This is a genomic window from Streptococcus sp. CL6.35 (assembly GCF_049737915.1).
In the GTDB taxonomy this organism is placed as follows: Bacteria; Bacillota; Bacilli; order Lactobacillales; family Streptococcaceae; genus Streptococcus.
Genome location: NZ_JBKOTU010000001.1, coordinates 139,236 through 156,235, shown reverse-complemented (window position 1 = coordinate 156,235; position 17,000 = coordinate 139,236). Strand labels below are relative to the sequence as shown.

At 39.0% G+C, this 17,000-nt stretch carries 16 protein-coding genes and 2 pseudogenes; all 18 read right to left on the bottom strand.

Translation table 11 applies throughout. The features are described from left to right. Positions 1-17: 17 nt before the first annotated feature. On the bottom strand, positions 18-896 hold the full coding sequence (locus tag ACLNCP_RS00825) for a sensor histidine kinase (RefSeq protein WP_424843882.1): 879 nt from the start codon (positions 894-896) through the stop codon (positions 18-20). Next, positions 893-1,594, bottom strand: coding sequence for a response regulator transcription factor (locus ACLNCP_RS00820; RefSeq protein WP_424843881.1), 702 nt, complete (start codon positions 1,592-1,594; stop codon positions 893-895). The genes ACLNCP_RS00825 and ACLNCP_RS00820 overlap by 4 nt, the downstream gene beginning before the upstream one ends. Before the next feature lie 190 nt (positions 1,595-1,784). After that, on the bottom strand, positions 1,785-2,660 hold the full coding sequence (gene aguB / locus ACLNCP_RS00815) for an N-carbamoylputrescine amidase (RefSeq protein WP_261022217.1): 876 nt from the start codon (positions 2,658-2,660) through the stop codon (positions 1,785-1,787). 9 nt (positions 2,661-2,669) lie between these two features. After that, a complete protein-coding gene (gene aguA / locus ACLNCP_RS00810; protein ID WP_261022218.1) occupies positions 2,670-3,755 on the bottom strand; it encodes an agmatine deiminase in 1,086 nt (361 codons plus the stop codon). Beyond that, positions 3,752-4,879: a carboxynorspermidine decarboxylase gene (gene nspC / locus ACLNCP_RS00805; RefSeq protein WP_424843880.1), complete on the bottom strand. Its 1,128-nt coding sequence runs from the start codon at positions 4,877-4,879 to the stop codon at positions 3,752-3,754. The genes aguA and nspC overlap by 4 nt, the downstream gene beginning before the upstream one ends. Next, entirely contained in the window at positions 4,879-6,138 is a 1,260-nt protein-coding gene (locus tag ACLNCP_RS00800; RefSeq protein ID WP_424843879.1) for a saccharopine dehydrogenase family protein, read from the bottom strand. The genes nspC and ACLNCP_RS00800 overlap by 1 nt, the downstream gene beginning before the upstream one ends. After that, on the bottom strand, positions 6,135-6,995 hold the full coding sequence (speE, locus tag ACLNCP_RS00795; RefSeq protein WP_261028802.1) for a polyamine aminopropyltransferase: 861 nt from the start codon (positions 6,993-6,995) through the stop codon (positions 6,135-6,137). The genes ACLNCP_RS00800 and speE overlap by 4 nt, the downstream gene beginning before the upstream one ends. After that, the gene (locus ACLNCP_RS00790) at positions 6,996-8,456 is read right to left on the bottom strand and encodes an aminotransferase class I/II-fold pyridoxal phosphate-dependent enzyme (protein ID WP_424843878.1); all 1,461 of its coding nucleotides are present in this window, start codon (positions 8,454-8,456) and stop codon (positions 6,996-6,998) included. 571 nt (positions 8,457-9,027) lie between these two features. After that, positions 9,028-9,126: pseudogene (locus ACLNCP_RS00785) on the bottom strand (type II toxin-antitoxin system death-on-curing family toxin); the annotation flags it as partial. An 18-nt stretch (positions 9,127-9,144) separates the two neighbouring features. Then, positions 9,145-9,861: an alpha/beta hydrolase gene (locus ACLNCP_RS00780; RefSeq protein ID WP_424843877.1), complete on the bottom strand. Its 717-nt coding sequence runs from the start codon at positions 9,859-9,861 to the stop codon at positions 9,145-9,147. A gap of 3 nt (positions 9,862-9,864) precedes the next feature. Further along, a complete protein-coding gene (locus tag ACLNCP_RS00775; RefSeq protein WP_000420556.1) occupies positions 9,865-10,176 on the bottom strand; it encodes a hypothetical protein in 312 nt (103 codons plus the stop codon). Between the two features lie 109 nt (positions 10,177-10,285). Beyond that, positions 10,286-12,028 carry a glycoside hydrolase family 13 protein gene (locus ACLNCP_RS00770; RefSeq protein WP_424843876.1) on the bottom strand — a complete coding sequence of 581 codons (1,743 nt, stop codon included), beginning with the start codon at positions 12,026-12,028 and terminating at the stop codon, positions 10,286-10,288. Between the two features lie 173 nt (positions 12,029-12,201). Continuing rightward, positions 12,202-12,693: a phosphoribosylanthranilate isomerase gene (locus ACLNCP_RS00765; protein ID WP_424843875.1), complete on the bottom strand. Its 492-nt coding sequence runs from the start codon at positions 12,691-12,693 to the stop codon at positions 12,202-12,204. Positions 12,694-12,756: 63 nt separating this feature from the next. After that, positions 12,757-13,638: a diacylglycerol/lipid kinase family protein gene (locus tag ACLNCP_RS00760; protein ID WP_424843874.1), complete on the bottom strand. Its 882-nt coding sequence runs from the start codon at positions 13,636-13,638 to the stop codon at positions 12,757-12,759. 111 nt (positions 13,639-13,749) lie between these two features. After that, positions 13,750-14,604, bottom strand: a pseudogene (locus ACLNCP_RS00755) (ADP-ribosylglycohydrolase family protein). After that, entirely contained in the window at positions 14,598-15,422 is an 825-nt protein-coding gene (locus tag ACLNCP_RS00750) for an alpha/beta fold hydrolase (RefSeq protein WP_424843873.1), read from the bottom strand. The pseudogene ACLNCP_RS00755 and the gene ACLNCP_RS00750 overlap by 7 nt, the downstream one beginning before the upstream one ends. A 203-nt stretch (positions 15,423-15,625) precedes the next feature. Next, positions 15,626-16,246: an RpiB/LacA/LacB family sugar-phosphate isomerase gene (locus ACLNCP_RS00745; protein ID WP_424843872.1), complete on the bottom strand. Its 621-nt coding sequence runs from the start codon at positions 16,244-16,246 to the stop codon at positions 15,626-15,628. A gap of 116 nt (positions 16,247-16,362) precedes the next feature. After that, positions 16,363-16,980: a DNA alkylation repair protein gene (locus ACLNCP_RS00740; protein WP_424843871.1), complete on the bottom strand. Its 618-nt coding sequence runs from the start codon at positions 16,978-16,980 to the stop codon at positions 16,363-16,365. Between the last annotated feature and the right edge of the window lie 20 nt (positions 16,981-17,000).

The following is a 17,000-nucleotide window of genomic DNA, read 5'->3' as shown; positions in this document are numbered from 1 at the left end:
GAGGAGGTTTCTTTTTGTTAAAAATAAATGAAAACCGACAACCATTTCCCATCTGTGCTTAGTTTCATCTCTGTACCGAGAAGATGACATAATTCCTCAGTGATATAAAGGCCTAAACCAGAGGATTCTTCCGTGTCTGATAGATTTTCAGAATAAAAACGATTACTGAGATTTTCTATTCTTTTGATGGGCTGTTTAACAAGGTTTGCAATCTCTAAGACAAGCTGTTCCTTTTCCTTTCTCAAAGATAGACGTGCTTCTTCCTTGCCATGTTTGAGGACATTTCCAAGCAGATTTTGTAAAATTCGATCCAGTAAATCTTCATCAGTCCTCATTTTTAAACCAGCTTCAACCTTAAAATCAAGCATGATATTTGCCGCCTGAAAAACATCATAATAAGCTAGAGTCTTTTTAGTGATAAAAGCTGAAAAATCCACTTCTTCCAGTTTCGGTTTGACAGACCCTTCCATCAAACGACGATATTCTAGAAGAGCCTCCAAACGTTTGGAAACTAAATCAAGATGCTGGGCTATTTTTTGTAAGGTTTCTGCTTTGTCTTCAGGAGACTTTATCAATTGTTGGGTGTAGCCTGAAGCGATAGTCAAAGGCGTCCGAATATCGTGGGCGATATTGCTGATGGCCATATCCAGAGTCTGCTTTTCCCTCTTCATAACCAATCGAGATTGCTCTACTTCCTGAAATAGATTCTCAATCTGCTGGTAGAGATGTAAAAAATGTTTGGAAAAAATGCTGATTCCGACTCTTTTCATACTACCCGTAAGAATCTTGTCTTCAATCTGTTGACTCAAGTTTTTAAGTGCTAGATGGTAGCGAATCAATGCAATCGATAAAATAATTAGGAGTACCAGTAGAACAAAGATTATCATGTAGGTCATTGCTTGTCTCCTTTTAATCTTACCCCAACTCCCCAGATGGTTTCAATATATTCTTGATTTGGGTCAAGCTGGTTTAATTTTTTACGAAGATTACTCAAATGCGTATTAAGAGTATTATCTCCCGGTAGATAGCTCTCCTCCCAGACCAATTCATAAAGTTCTTCCTTGGTGAAAATTTTCTTAGGATGTTTGAGGAGAGTTTGAAGAATTAAGCATTCTTTCTTGGCAAGGCGAATGGTTTCCTGACTATTCTTGATTTCAAAACTTTCGGCATCAAACTGGATATTTTTCAAGTTTTGTGGCAGATTTTCAGTTTTTTCTATTTCCATAGGCTGTTTTTCTACGCTTTGACGTAATTGAACAGTAACTCTGGCAAAGACTTCGTCCAAATCAAAAGGTTTCACTATGTAGTCATTAGCACCGTCTAAGAGGTATTGACTGATTAGCTTCTTATCGCTCAAAGCCGTTAGCATAATGACTGGAATTTGACTTTGTTCCCTGATGGCTTTTAAAACCTGATCCCCATTTTTCCCAGGAAGCATGATATCTAGCAAAACAAGGTCAATCCCACCTTGGTCAAAAAGCATGATTCCTTCTGTACCAGAAAAGGCTTGAATCACCTCATGCTCTTCAGTAAGAAGTGTTCGTAAAATCTCTTGAATGTCACTATTGTCTTCAATAACCAATATCCTAGCCATAAATACCAACCTTTCTGCAACTATTATAGCATGTTTTATTGATAAAGCTTAAACAGAAAAGCTCCTCGCATAAAAGCGCGAGAAAGCCTTAGAGGGTTAAAATATAAAATTCACTTCCTAGATGACCTAGTATCCTTATAGTTGCTAGTGAAAACGAGTCTAGCAGAATGAATCTCTCATTTCTCCCCTACTAGTCCGTGATCCGTTGATACATTTCGGGTCTTCTATCTCGAAACAAGCCCCAGTTTAGGCGTTCGCTTGCTCCCTTATCTAGGTCATAAGTTGCTAACAGAACAGCTTCTTCTTGTCTTTCAGCTCGTTCTAGAATAGCTCCTGTTTCATCCGTCATAAAGGAGGAACCGTAGAAGTCAAGACTGGAACTCTGTCCACCATTTTCCTCACTTGGAGTGACTTCTTCAAAGCCATAGCGATTGGCTGCAATGACTGGAACAATATTAGCTGCTGCGTGTCCTTGCATGGTACGTCGCCAATGACCACAACTGTCCGTATCTAGGATAGGCTCAGAGCCAATAGCAGTTGGATAAAAGAGCAATTCTGCCCCATTTAACGCAAGACAGCGCGCTGTTTCAGGGAACCATTGATCCCAACAGATACCGATCCCAATCTTAGCATAGCGAGTATCCCAGACCTTGAAACCTGTATTGCCAGGCGTAAAATAAAATTTCTCTTGATAGTAATGGTCGTCTGGTATGTGGGTCTTTCGATAAACGCCCAGCACTTCTCCATCTGCATCAATGACGGCAATAGAGTTATATAAGACATTGCCATCTTTTTCATAGAAACTAATCGGTAAAACAACCTGTAGTTCCTTAGCAATCACCTTAAAATGCTGAATGGCAGTATTTTCTGCTACGGATTGGGCATGCTGATAGTAGTCATACTGGCGTTCCTGACAGAAATAGGGACGTTCAAATAACTCGGGCAAGAGAATAATTTGTGCACCTTGTTCTGCAGCCTGACGTACTAAACGCTCTGCGGTTTGGATATTTGTTGCCACATCCTTGGCACATTGCATCTGAATAGCTGAAACTTTTACATTTCTCATCTTTTTCTCCTATTCTGGGATTTGTTGGGTGATACAGTGAATATTTCCACCACCTAAGAGAATATCTCTAGCTGGTATTCCGACAACTTTACGGTCTGGGAAACACTTACTGAGGATATCTAAGGCCACTTGGTCGTTTACATCCTCAAACTGTGGAACCAAGACAGCCTTGTTGGCAATATAGAAATTGACATAGGAAGCAGCAAGCCTTTCACCTGCGTATCGCTCTTCTTCTCCTTCTTCATAGATGTAGCCTGACAAATCCTCTTCTGTCACAACTTGACGAACTGCAGGGATAGGCAATTTATAAATGGTGAAGTGACGACCTTTTGCATCTGTTTCTTGCTCTAAGAGTTCGAGATCTGCTTTTGACATGGCATGCTGAGGATCACTTTTATCGTCCGTCCAAGCCAAGACAAGCTCAGCAGGACCAACGAAGGCAGCAACATTGTCAATGTGTTCATTGGTTTCATCCTGATAAATACCATAAGGAAGCCAGATGACTTTTTCAGCTCCAAGGCACTCTAATAAGGTATTCTCGATTTCCTCTTTAGTCAGGTTAGGATTGCGACCAGAACTAAGCAAGCAACTTTCAGTTACAAGAATGGTTCCTTGGCCATCGCTATGGATTGCTCCGCCTTCCAGTACAAAAGGTTTGGCATCATAGACAGGCATATCCAAAACCTCAGCAAAACAACTAGCTACTTGGTCATCATCTTCATAATCTTGATAAAGACCATCAACAGCACCGCCCCAAGCATTGAAAGACCAATCCACGGCTAATTTCTGGCCTTCATCATTGACAAGAATAGTCGGACCTGTATCACGCGCCCAAGCATCATTGGTGGGAATGTCTAAATAAATAACGCTATCTCCAAGGTAGTCTTGGGCTTCAGCTAAGTAGTCTTGGTCCACCAAAAGATAGACTCTTTCCCCTTCTGATATGGTTTTGATAATCTGGCTAAATGCTGCTTTAGCAGCTTTTCCTTGAAAAGGCCATGATCCTGGTCGAGTCGGCCATATCATGAGGGTACCATGGTGGGGTTCATACTCTGCTGGCATACGATAGCCTAATTTTTTTGGACTGTCCATCATGATAATCTCCCTTTAAAGTCTTGATATCCGAAGGCTTTGACTAAGCTACAGTCACCCTGATCGTCCATGAGATAAAGACTTGGTAATCCAATACCGTTAAAGGTATTATTTTTAACAAATGAGTAAATAGCCATGTCTTCGAAATAAAGTCTATCACCGATTTGGACTGGATTTTCAAAGCTATAATCGCCGATCACATCACCCGTCAGACAGGTATTAGAAGAAAGTCTGTAGGTATGGGCTTTTTCCTGTGCCTCAAAGCCATTTCTCAAAGGTGGGCGATAGGGCATCTCAAGTACATCAGGCATATGGCAGGTCGCAGAGGCATCTAAAACCAAGATTTCCATGCCGTTTTCAACAATATCCAATACTTCAGTTGCTAGATAACCAGCATTGAGCGCAATGGCTTCACCCGGCTCGATATAGACTTCAAGATTATAAGTTTCTCGGATACGCTTGATCTCAGAAATCAGCAAATCCACATCGTAACCTTCTCTTGTGATGTGGTGTCCGCCCCCCATATTGAGCCATTTGACCTCATGTAAGTAGGGACCAAACAGCGCTTCTACAGCTTTCAAAGTTGTCTCTAAATCATCTGCTCCCTGCTCGCAAAGGGTATGAAAATGAAGACCGTCTACCAATTCCAGCAAATCACTAGGAATCTTGTCTAGAGTAACTCCAAAACGAGAACCAGGTGCACAAGGGTCATAGAGCGCATGGTCACCCTGTGTTGAACATTGAGGATTGAGACGTAAACCAACACTGATACCAGCCTCACGACAACGCGAACCATGCTTACGCAACTGTCTCTCAGAATTAAAAACGATATGGTCTGTTATCTCAAGCAATTCCTCCAAGTCTGCATCCTTGAAAGCAGGTGCAAAGACATGGACTTCCCCTGGGAACTCTTCTCTAGCTAGCTTAGCTTCATAGAGACCACTTGCAGTTGTACCAGTTAGATACTGGCTAATCAAGGGATAGGTTTTATAAAGGGAATATGCCTTCTGGGCGAGCAAAACCTTGCAACCAGCCTCTTCTTGTACATATTGTAAAATGCGACAATTGGCTTCTAACTTGGGCAAGTCAATGATGTAAGCTGGTGTTGGTACTTGTTCTAACTTCATCAGTCCACCATTTGTGGATTTTCAACCACAACCCATGGTAAACCATACTCATTCAAAGCTTCCATGAATGGATCTGGATCTAACTCCTCAAGGTTGTAAACTCCAGCTTGTTTCCAAGTACCGTTCATAACTAATTTTGTCCCAATCATGGCTGGAACACCAGTTGTGTAAGAAATAGCTTGTGAACCAACTTCTTCGTAACATTCCTGATGGTCGCAAACATTGTAGATATAGATGGTCTTTTCAACACCGTCTTTGACACCTGTAAAGATACAGCCGATATTGGTTTTACCGACTGTACGTGGCCCAAGGCTAGCAGGATCTGGAAGCAAGGCTTTCAAGAATTGGATTGGTACAATTTCTTGGCCGTTAAAGTTAATAGTATCTGTACGAAGGAGTCCAACATTTTCAAGACATTTCATGTGCGTCAAGTAAGATTGACCAAAGGTCATAAAGAAGCGAATCCGTTTAACACCTGGAATGTTCTTAGCCAATGATTCGATTTCTTCGTGGTGAAGGAGATACATGTCTTTTTGTCCAACCTGTGGGAAATCGTACTCACGCTTGATAGACATAGCTTCGACTTCAACCCATTTTCCATCCTCCCAGTAAGAACCTGGCGCAGAAACCTCGCGGAGGTTGATTTCTGGGTTAAAGTTTGTTGCAAACGGATAACCGTGGTCACCACCATTACAGTCTAAAATGTCGATATAGTGGATTTCATCAAAATAATGTTTAAGGGCGTAAGCTGAAAAAACGCTGGTTACACCTGGGTCAAAGCCAGATCCAAGCAGAGCAGTCAAGCCTGCTTCTTTGAATTTTTCCTGATAAGCCCATTGCCATGAGTAGTCAAAGTAGGCTGTAAAACCAAGTTCCTTGCAACGTTTTTCATAAATAGCTCGCCATTCTGGATCTTCCGTATCCTCAGCCTCATAGTTGGCCGTGTCGATATAGTGAACTCCAGTCGCCAAACATGCGTCCATAATGGTTAAATCTTGATATGGTAGTGCTACGTTCAAAACAGCTTCTGGCTTGTAGCTTTCAATCAAGGCAATCACTTCTTCTACCTTGTCAGCATCAAGGGCAGCCGTCTCAATCTTTGTACTTGTTTTACCTTCTAGCTTCGCTTTCAAGTCATCACATTTTGACTTAGTACGGCTAGCAATCATGATTTCTGTAAATGTTTCGCTATCTTGACAAATCTTTGAGATAGCAACTTGGGCAACGCCCCCACATCCAATAACTAGTAAACGACTCATTTTTTTCCTTCCTCTTCTTCTAAAATGTCCTCAACATACTTGGGTAACATAAAGGCTCCCACGTGTAAGTTTGCAGTGTAGTATTCTGTGAAAAGCTGGCGTTTTTTCCAGCCTTCCTTGTCAAAATCTTTAACAGGGTGGTATTTTTTCGATGCAAATCCAAACAACCAATAGCCCGCTGGACTGGTTGGGATATGGGCCTGATAAACCCGACTGATTGGAAATGCTTGATTGACCTTGCGGTGCATGCTTCGGCATGCTGACTCATCCTCGTCAAAGAAAGGACTACCATGCTGATAAATCATGATGCCGTCTTCCTTTAGAGCTCGATAACTATTGCCGTAAAATTCTTTGGTAAAGAGCCCTTCCGTATGTCCAAATGGATCTGTCGCATCGTTGATTATAATGTCGTAATCATTTTCACAGTTTCTCAAAAATCTTAGTCCATTTTGGTAGTAAATAGTGACACGAGGGTCATAAAGACCTGCAGCAAAGTCTGGAAAATACTCACGACAAACCTCTACCAACATTTCATCAGGTTCTACAATATCGATTTGTTCCAGCTCAGGATAGAGTGTTAATACTTGGGCAACACCACCGTCACCACCCCCTATTACCAAGACTTTCTTGGGATTTGGGTGCACAGCCATGGGAACATGAACGGTCATTTCATTGTAGACAAAATCATCTGCATCTGAGAACAAGACGTGCCCATTTAAAATCAAAATCTTTCCAAAAGCTGGTGTATCCAAGACTTCTATATCCTGCCATTCACTTTTACCAGCGTAGAGTTGCTTGGCTGTTCTCAGGGACAATTTCACATCTGGAGTATGAACTTCAGAAAACCATAAATCCATCTAGTTCTCCTTTCTCTTAATGACGTTGATGTGATTGACCTCGGGATCTTCCGTCCCTTGGAGGGAACAACCACGTTCCTTAGCAAATTGGATATAGTCTACAATTTCTCGTGTAATGCGTTCTCCAGGAGCCAAGATAGGGATTCCTGGAGGATAGCACATGACAAATTCCCCACAGACTTGTCCAACAGATTCGTCTAAAGACAAACTTCTTCTCTCTGAATAGAAGGCTTCCTGAGGAGAAAGGACCAACTCTGGCTGGATATATTCTCCAGCTATCAAGTCCTTCCCATCTCGTGAATAGAGTCTCTTGATATCAGCAAGAGCACCAACCAAGCGCTCGATGTCTTGGATACGGTCACCAATCGAAATATAGGCCAAGATATTGCCAATATCACCAAACTCAATCTGAATGTCGTATTCGTCTCGTAAGAGGTCATAAACCTCGATACCTGTTAAGCCAATACCCTGAGTGTAAACTGACAGCTTGGTTACATCAAAATCACAGACCGACACACCATCTATTAACTCTTTTGAGTAGGCATAGTATCCACCGATAGCATTGATTTCACGACGAGCGTACTCGGATAGCTCAATGACTTTCTCAAACGACTCTTTACCACGAAGAGCCAAGTTGCGACGTGAAATATCTAGACTAGCCATCAACAAGTAAGAGGCAGATGTTGACTGGGTCAGGTTGATAATCTGACGAACGTACTCGGGATTCATCTGCTCCCCGATTAAAAGAAGCGAACTTTGGGTCAAACTCCCACCAGACTTATGCATGGAAACTGCTGCCATATCAGCCCCTGCGTCCATAGCAGAAATTGGAAGTTTATCAGTGAAATGCAAATGCGCTCCGTGGGCCTCATCTACTAAAACCATCATGCCAGCTTCATGAGCCATTTCTGTCAAACCCTTTAGGTCTGAACAGATTCCGTAGTAAGTAGGATTGTTAATCAAAATGGCCTTGGCATCTGGATGGTCCTTTATGGCCTTGGCTACTCGGTCATTTTCAAGACCTAAAGCGATACCAATCTTAGGATCCACACTCATCTCGATATAGATGGGAATGGCACCACATAGAACCAGCGCATTGATAGCAGATTTATGGACATTACGTGGCAAAATAATCTTATCTCCTGCCTTGCAGGTTGACAGAATCATAGTCTGCACCGATGAAGTTGTTCCACCAATCATTAGAAAAGCATGACTAGCTCCAAAAGCATCTGCAGCCAGCTCCTCTGCATCCCGAATAATCGAAATGGGGTGACCAAGATTATCCAAGGGTTTCATCGAATTGACATCAATTCCAACACATTTTTCTCCTAGTAGTTCAACAAGTTCTGGATTTCCTCGTCCACGCTTGTGACCTGGAACATCAAAGGGAACAATCCTTTTCTTGCGTAACTTCACCATGGCCTCATAAATTGGGGCTTGATTTTGATCTAACTTTTTCAAGACATACTCCTTTACCGTATTTTTAGCGCTTCAAGAAGACGAAGGGGACTAAAGGTTGACTCATGAAAAAAGAGCAGGTTTTCACCTGCTCTGCAATCTTCTGACGTTTTTATGTTTGTTTCTGTTGAGTATGTCTGTTCCCGATGTTTCCTAACTCTCTAGTAGCAAATATTACGTACTTTATTGATCGTTTCACAAGATGACGTGTGCTTTCACCACACTAAAAATTTATGAATTAGGACAAGTGTCCTAACATCAACTTATAAAAGTAGGCTTTTAACCCTATCAATAATGTGGTTTTTCAACCACGCTTCGGCATTCAACCCTGCCTGTCCGTAGGCGTTTTTTACTCGGGTTTATATTTGCTAGAAAACATCATCTCATTTTCTAAGCTTTATTAATATAACATACTTCTAACACTCTGTAAAGTACTTTTTTGAAAAAATATCTATTTTTGTTCGGAAAAATAATATTTTATATAGATTTGTATAAGTTGTATAATGTGAAAGCGAATATAAAAAGAACTAGTCCACTAGTTCTTTTAAATGTATCTTAACGAATCTTGTGCTTATTTAATGGTAACAGAAAAACGATAGCCATTTAATTGTATAAATTTCACCAAAACGAATAAAGCAGTTCGTTTATTAGCATTGGCAAAAACATGCTTTTTTCAAGCAATACAAGTAGCTCATTGAGAATAAGAGAGCCACTCATTAATCATACTAGCGATTTCTTTGGGTACTTCAGTGTAAAGCTCATGACCAAAGTTCTCTAGAAAAATAGTATCAAAATAATCTGGCAATTCTTTTAAGGCTTCCTCTCTCCATGTAACTTCATTAGAATAGCAAGGACTGATAAACAAGGTATCTCCCACTTCTCTTTTAAAAGCTTGTATTTTCCTCCGTAGGCTGAGTATCGCTTCTATATTTTCATAATTTATAGATAACTCATATCTATTATGCTCAGAATTCCAGTGATAGGACTGTCTTACGGCTTTATCCATATTTTCTGACCAATGCTTTGCTTCGGATTTTTCTTTAGAAATAAGAACATTTAAGTCCGAAACAACTTGAGATTCAATATAGTTTTTTGTTTCCTCTAACTCTGTATCTAAAGGTAAAATCTTATCTAAATCTAGATAGCCACCATCCAAAAGAATCAGTTTTGTCACTTCATAAAATTCCGATGCAAGATAACGCGCCAAATCTCCTCCAAGAGAATGACCTATCAGACAGATAGAGTCTCCTTCTACAATCTCATTTTTAAACCATAATTTCAATTCTGTTTCATCTCGAAGATGCTTTTCATATGGACTTAGAAAATAAACCTGCGAATCTAGTTCTTGAAGAAAATCCTTGCTATGATAGATATTGCTTCCCAGACCGCCAATAAAATATTTTTTCATTCTCTACTTAATACTATGCTTATTCATCTTTTGTTCAAAGATAGTCGTGATAATCTGACGTAATTCTTCGCGTTCTTTTTCTGGAATTTCACCACTTGTTTGAGCTGCAGCGTAGAGTTCAGGGTGTTCAATTGAAATGCGTTTAATCGTACGTGTCGTAGCATGTTTTCTGACGAAAAATGGGATTCGCTTAATCAAGTCTTGTGGTACTAGCGCAAGAATCTTTTCAGCAGTTTCCTTGTCACTAATCTTAGACGTCGTAAGCCCCTTCTTAATCATTTCCTGTTCTTTTTCTGTAAAATCTTTTAATTCCATTCGGTCAGTCCTCCTATTTTCTTTAAGTTAAATTATATACCAATTGCAGCAAGACGACAAATAGTCTGCTTGTAAAATCTTCTCTATACTACAATTTTCCTGTCGCTCTTTAATGAAAAATCACAAATCCATTTGGAGAGATCACAAGCTGATTTTCCAATTCTTGGCAATTGCTTGCTAATGCTACGGTTTCCTTCTCTAAAAGATAATCATCTTTTGATTGGTTAAAGATTGCTTTGAAGATTTGGCCATTGTATTTCCATTCCAGAGCTACTAAATCTGGTTTGATTTCTTTTAGGCTATACTTGCCATGCTGAATGGTTGCTGACGCATGTTTGCGAATCTGGATCAATTTCTTCATGAAATTCAGCATATCATTGTCACTTGATACACGTTCCCAAGGCATACAACGTCGACAATCTGGGTCTGGTCCTCCGGTTAAAGCTAACTCGGTTCCGTAATAAATGCAGGGTGTTCCCTTTTGTAAAAAGAGAAAGGCTAGGGCTGATTTAACCAGTTGAGCATCTTCATTTGCCGTCCACAAGATTCGTTCTGTATCATGCGAATCCAAGAGATTAAACATAACCTCTGAAATCTGCTGTTTGTAATACATAGACTGACCATTGATTTCATCGATGAACTGATCAATCTTCTTAATTCCTCGTAAGAAATAGTCCTTGATACTATCAGATAAAGGATAATTCATGACCGCATGGAACTCATCTCCATTTAACCAAGGCTGAGACGTATGCCAGACTTCTCCTAGGATATAAAGATCAGGCTTTTTAGCTAAAACTGCATTACGAAAATCCTTCCAGAACTGATGGTCAATCTCATTAGCCACATCCAAACGCCAAGCATCGATATCAAACTCTTCAATCCAATAAGTCGCAACCTTTAAAAGATAGTCCTTGACCTCTGGATTGGCTGTATTTAGTTTAGGCATATAGTCCTCGAAACCAAAAGCATGATAAGGTAAGTCTCTCTTATTAACTAGCTTTTCAGTTGTCACTGGGAATTGTTGAATATGGAACCAATCCTTATAAGCAGATTGCTCACCATTTTCGACAACATCTTGCCATTGAGGAGATTGCGAACCAATATGGTTAAATACCGCATCCAGCATGATTTTCATGCCACGCTGATGAGCTTGCTCGACCAGCTCCCGGAAGGTCTCCTTGTCTCCAAAATGACGGTCAATTTCAAAATAATCCGTCGTATTGTACTTATGATTGCTCGTGGATTCAAATATAGGACAAAGATAAAGTCCAGTAATCCCCAAGTCTTGCAAATAATCCAGATGGTCAATAATCCCCTGTAAATCACCACCAAAGAAATCATCACTTTTAGGTGTGCTTGATGAATCCCAGTCTAATGTTCCTTCTGGGTTTAATCGAGCATTTCCATTGGCAAATCTCTCAGGAAATATCTGATACCATACCGTATTTGAAACCCAATCAGGAACCTTGCAGGCATCAATCTCATGAAGATAGGGCAACTTAAATCCATTTCCAATAGCATGAAGATTTTCTAGAGAATTGTCCACACACCCTTTATCACCATACAAAATACTTTGACCTTCTGTATCCGTGACTTCAAAGAGATACTGGATACGTGCAAAGTCAACGGACACTTCAACCTGCCAATAATCAAATAAGCCATCAGAAGTTATTTTGGACATTTCTTTTGTATCCTGATAAAACTCCTCCATAAAGATAAAAGGGTCTCCATAGTGCAAGTTGATGCTTTCAATGTCCTCTTTCTTAGTTCGAATCCGAATATGAAGTTTCTTATTCTTATAAAGATAGGCGAACTCCGACTCTGGTCTGTGGTAAATAGCACTTAATTCCATTAATTTGTCTCCTAAAGTATTAATTCAAATTTTACGCAAACGTTTTCATAGTTGTGATTCTAGTATACTACTTTTGTATTTTATTTTCAAGGCTTGTCCGTAGATTCTAGTGGTTCGGTTCTATAAATAAAAAAGCAGCCAGTCTTACAACTTGCTACTTTTCAAATGATGATTTACAAATGTCTTTCTAACCATTCTATCTTTTTAAAATCCTTATTGTTATTGTGCTCATTTCGATAGGAATCTTGGGAAGAAGCCTTGTAAATACTTAAAAACTGTTCTAGATTTGGAATGCGAAAAGTGATGTTTTCGAGATGAATCAGCTCTATATCTGATTCCGAAACTCCTGCAAAATCAGGTAAAGAATCGATACTTCCGAACTCAACACTCAGACCATCTTTTTGGAATTCATGCTCATGAATATCTATTAAGGCATAGCCTAAGTGTTTCATCACTTTCATAATCTTGTCCCACTCATAAATTCTGAGATGATCAGGTGCTTCCCAACCTCTAGGATCACCAGGCACATGAATGTCAATGTCAGACGGCCCCCATTCTTCATTTGATCGGTATTCAAACCCCAAAGACCCCATGAGCGTCGGAGTGATTCCGACTTGGTTTAAATGAGAACAAATTATTCGAAATTCATCAAATAGAGAATTCATTCCTCCTCCAATCGTTGATATAGAACTTAATTTCGTTGTGAATAATAAACTAATTTTTACCTTCTACTCTTTCGGTTTCGAAAATACTTCTACTCGTTGAGCTAGGACTTTGATTTCTACAGGTAGGTTATCCGATTTATCGCCGTCAACATCTGACTCCAATTCACTATCTGAAGAAATCTTAATATTACGAGCTTTGATATACTCAATATTATCATTGCTGACAACATCTCCTTTTAGTAAATCAGGAATGACGGATAATTTGGAGAATATAGAAGCATCTTTCAGAATCAAAATATTGGCATAGCCATCTTTGTTTTCTTCAAAGATTTTTTTATCAGCGAAGTAATTTGTCAAGAGAACCAACACATGGCTAGCTTCACCAACATAATTTCCATTTTCTGTTTCAACCTTAATATTAAAGACTTGATCCGTCATAACAGACTTCATGGTATTTACAGCATAGGCTAAAATACCAAATTTTGTCTTATCTTCGATTTCAACATTGTGAATCGCCTCAGGAAGAGAACCGATACTAAAGATATAACCAAAATAATTGTCATTTGCTTTACCGATATCAATCTTGTTGGTTAAGTTAAAATCGAGTTCCTCAATAGCGCCATCGATGTCTTGATTGATTTCCAACAGTTTTGTAATGAGGTTTCCCGTCCCACCTGGGATAATCCCTAACTTAGGAATGTAGTCTCTCTCAGCAATACCCGAAATGACTTCATTAACAGTCCCATCTCCACCAAAAACAACCACTGCATCGTATTGCTCACGAGAAGCTTCTTCAGCAAAATGTGTTGCATCCAGAGCTTTTCCAGTAATTTTGGTTTCTACGTGCTCAAAATATTCTTTTGCTTTATTCTCCAGTTTTTCTTTATAATCCAAAGCCTTTTCCCCACCAGAGGTAGGGTTGATAATTACCATTGCTTTTTTCATTAATATTCTCCTTAATTTTAAATAAAAATGTTTACATTTCGCCGTATGTAAGTAAATGTAATCCTATTATACAATGAAAATACGGAAAAGAGAAATATGACGTACTGGAGATTAATATAATTTTATTCTATTTTCCCATCTCCTAACTACAGCCTTTAAGGGTTCATCCAAGTAAGAAAATGCTTTATCCTTTATCCAACCAGGGATACCGTAAGCTGCCTCTGCTATGCTGCCAGTTATTGCAGCAAGTGTATCACTATCGCCACCAAGTGAGATGGCATTTCTTATCGCATCTTCAAAGTCTCTACTCTCAAGAAAGGCAATAATGGCTTGAGGGACAGTTTCCTGACATGTTTCGTTAAAACGATAGTTAGGACGGATTTCATCTAAAGTTTGAGATAGATTGTAGCCGTATGTCTTCTCTATATAATCCTTAATCCGTCTTTTACACTCTGTAAGATTGTCATTAATTGGTTGCTCGTATTCTCTACAATAACCACCAAAGTAAAAACGACACAGAAAGATAGCATCAGCTGTAGCCATAGCGCCTTTGACACCTTCTGGATGATTATGAGTTACCTCTGCAGAAAGACTCGCAAGGCCTCTAGATAATGACCACATTCCGGTTCTCGCATAAAAACCACAGTCCATGTTCCAAGCACATGGAGAAACACGCATAGCAGATCCATTCCCAAAGCTATTATAAGGATCACGGTTATCGCTGTTTAGCCATGCATTAAACCGAGCACCGTAATCAGCATTCGGATACATTCTGCCATATTTCTTCATCGCGTCAATGAAGTCGTCTTTTTATCCACCATTCATAATCGCTTCTGCAACAGCACAGATCATAACCGTGTCATCTGTAAAAAAGCAGTCCTTCCGGAATAAAGGAAAGTCCTTCGTTTTGATATTGTTCCATTCGTAAACAGAACCGACAATATCTCCAATAATTGCTCCTAGCATAAGATTCCTCCTTGTGACACATCAGATTCATTACACATTCCCAATGGTTCACTCTTTAAAAATGGTGCCACCAAATCAATCCACTCTTGAGGCAGGTAAGCTGACAAGTAGCCGTGATTATAGCCCTTTGCTTCATACAAAATTGTATTTGCATGTAGCTGATGAAATAATTTCGCTGATTCTTTCACACAGTTCAATTCTTTTTCACCATAGATATACAGAACCTGAGCCTTGCTAGCAGAAATCATATCTTTCAGCTTGTAACGCCCCATATAGTTTTTGTAAATGGTTACCAATGTTTTGACAGGCGTCCTTGGCAGATCCTCCAAATAATAAGCTTTTATTTCCTCTGGATAAGAGAGTTTAGGATAGAGTTTGTTCATCATGCTTAACTGAAGTTTGCAAGAGAATTTATTGAACATCAGTTTACCAAATAGATACACTAGAAAGATGCTGATTTTAGCTAACCTTGGTTGAGGAATACAGAGGCTTCCATCTATGATGGCCTTCTCAGCAATTTCACTGTCTAAAGACAAAAGCTCCATGGCAATTTGACCACCAAGTGAAACACCACCGATTGCAAACAATTTCCCACCACAGTTTGCTTTGATATAGTCTAGAATCTCCAAAGCAGAATCTTCCGTAGAAACATAATCAAGTTGATATTCCTCGCCGTGGCCATTCAAAGTTGGTAGAATAATACGATATTCTTTTGACAAGATTCGTGCTTGACGAAGATAATTCCACCAAGAACTGCCACCACCGTGTATTAGTAAGATAGGAGGTAAATTCTTATCCCCAAATTCATGGAATTTCATGTTTAAACTCCTTACTGTAGGATTTTCACTAGCTAATTTTCCTTGTTCAATCAGCTCTTAAAAGCAGTACCACATACTCGACATAAAACGAGTGAACACTATGTATGCCAACTGAACATGTATGTGGGAACATGTCTATAAACCTTTTGACAATAGCATAAGGTAATCGTTAAAAGGTATTACCCCGACAAACTGTGATTTACTCATTTCATTAAATCAGCTATTTCTTTCTTCCCATACGCCTTTACATTCTGAATTACATTCTGTTTCCTTTTTATTGATTCAAACAATGATATATCTAGTACATTTGCGAATTCTTCAAACTGAACCTGCCCGATTCTTCTTATTTCTTTAAGTTTCTCGGCATCTCTTACCTTTCTCTCTGCCTCACTTTTGGGGTATCCTTGCCCAAATGGCTCCGAGAAAAGAGCTTCTATTGTTCTTTCAAGATTTTCAGTACCTGACCATGTATAATCTTCACCTAATGGTAATGATATCGCATTTCCATTATTAATCTGAGCAAATAAATAGGCATCATTCGGTGTAGGTGCATACCCGCAAATGACATCAGGCATACTATTACAAGCAAGCATCATTCCTTGTCCGGAAGAACAGCCCGTAATAACGAAATCAACTGTCCTACTTGCCAACAAGATGCCTATAAGAATAGAAATTTCTATATACGAGTATTTTTCATTTTCTTCCATCGTACAGCCAAAATTTATAACCTCAGATTTCTTTGGGGCATACTTTAATACAGCATCATAGATTATTTGATTTTTGGTCGCTTGCGAACTTGCTTGAATAACTCCGATTCTCATCATTTCACCTACTACTTCTAATTTAACTATTTCTTTTTCTTTGGTTGTTGTTTAAAATTAAACTTTAGAATGAAACTATTTTATAGTTAACATTTTTCAAGCTTTATAGCTGATAATTGTCACTTAATAAATTTACTTGCTAATTTGTAAACTTTTTGAATCTCTTTACTCTTAACGTCCCAACTATCAAGTTCTTCTTTGATCAACTCTGGAAATTTTTTGCTAATATCCCTCAAAGCATTACCAACTGATTTTCTAACATATTCACTAGAATCTTCTTTTAATGTTGCGATTCGTTTAATAGCTTCATCTGGATTATCCTTGAAATATAGTCTACTCGTCCATATTCTCAAACCTTCTGTAACAGCTCTTCTGACATTTGGATTATTATTTTGTAGCCAGTCGTCAATAACCGGAAGAGATTTTTCATAACCTGTTTGCTTACAAAATTCATCAAATGCTTTTGCTAACACTTCTTGAACTCTCCAATTGTCATCCTTTGAAACCTCATCCCTCATAAAGATCAAAATTTCTTCATACGATGACAAATGGCCAAAGAGAAATACACTGTACATTCTAACTTGATATACATTGGATTTAAAAGCTAAAAATGCTAATTCTTTGGTATACACATTATCGTTTGATAGATAGTCAGCAAGAGCTCTTTTCTCTTCTTCTTTAAATCCATTTTCTATTAAAGAGAATTCTTTTTCTAAATTTAAAATATATTCTTTCATGTAACTTGACCCTGTCACTG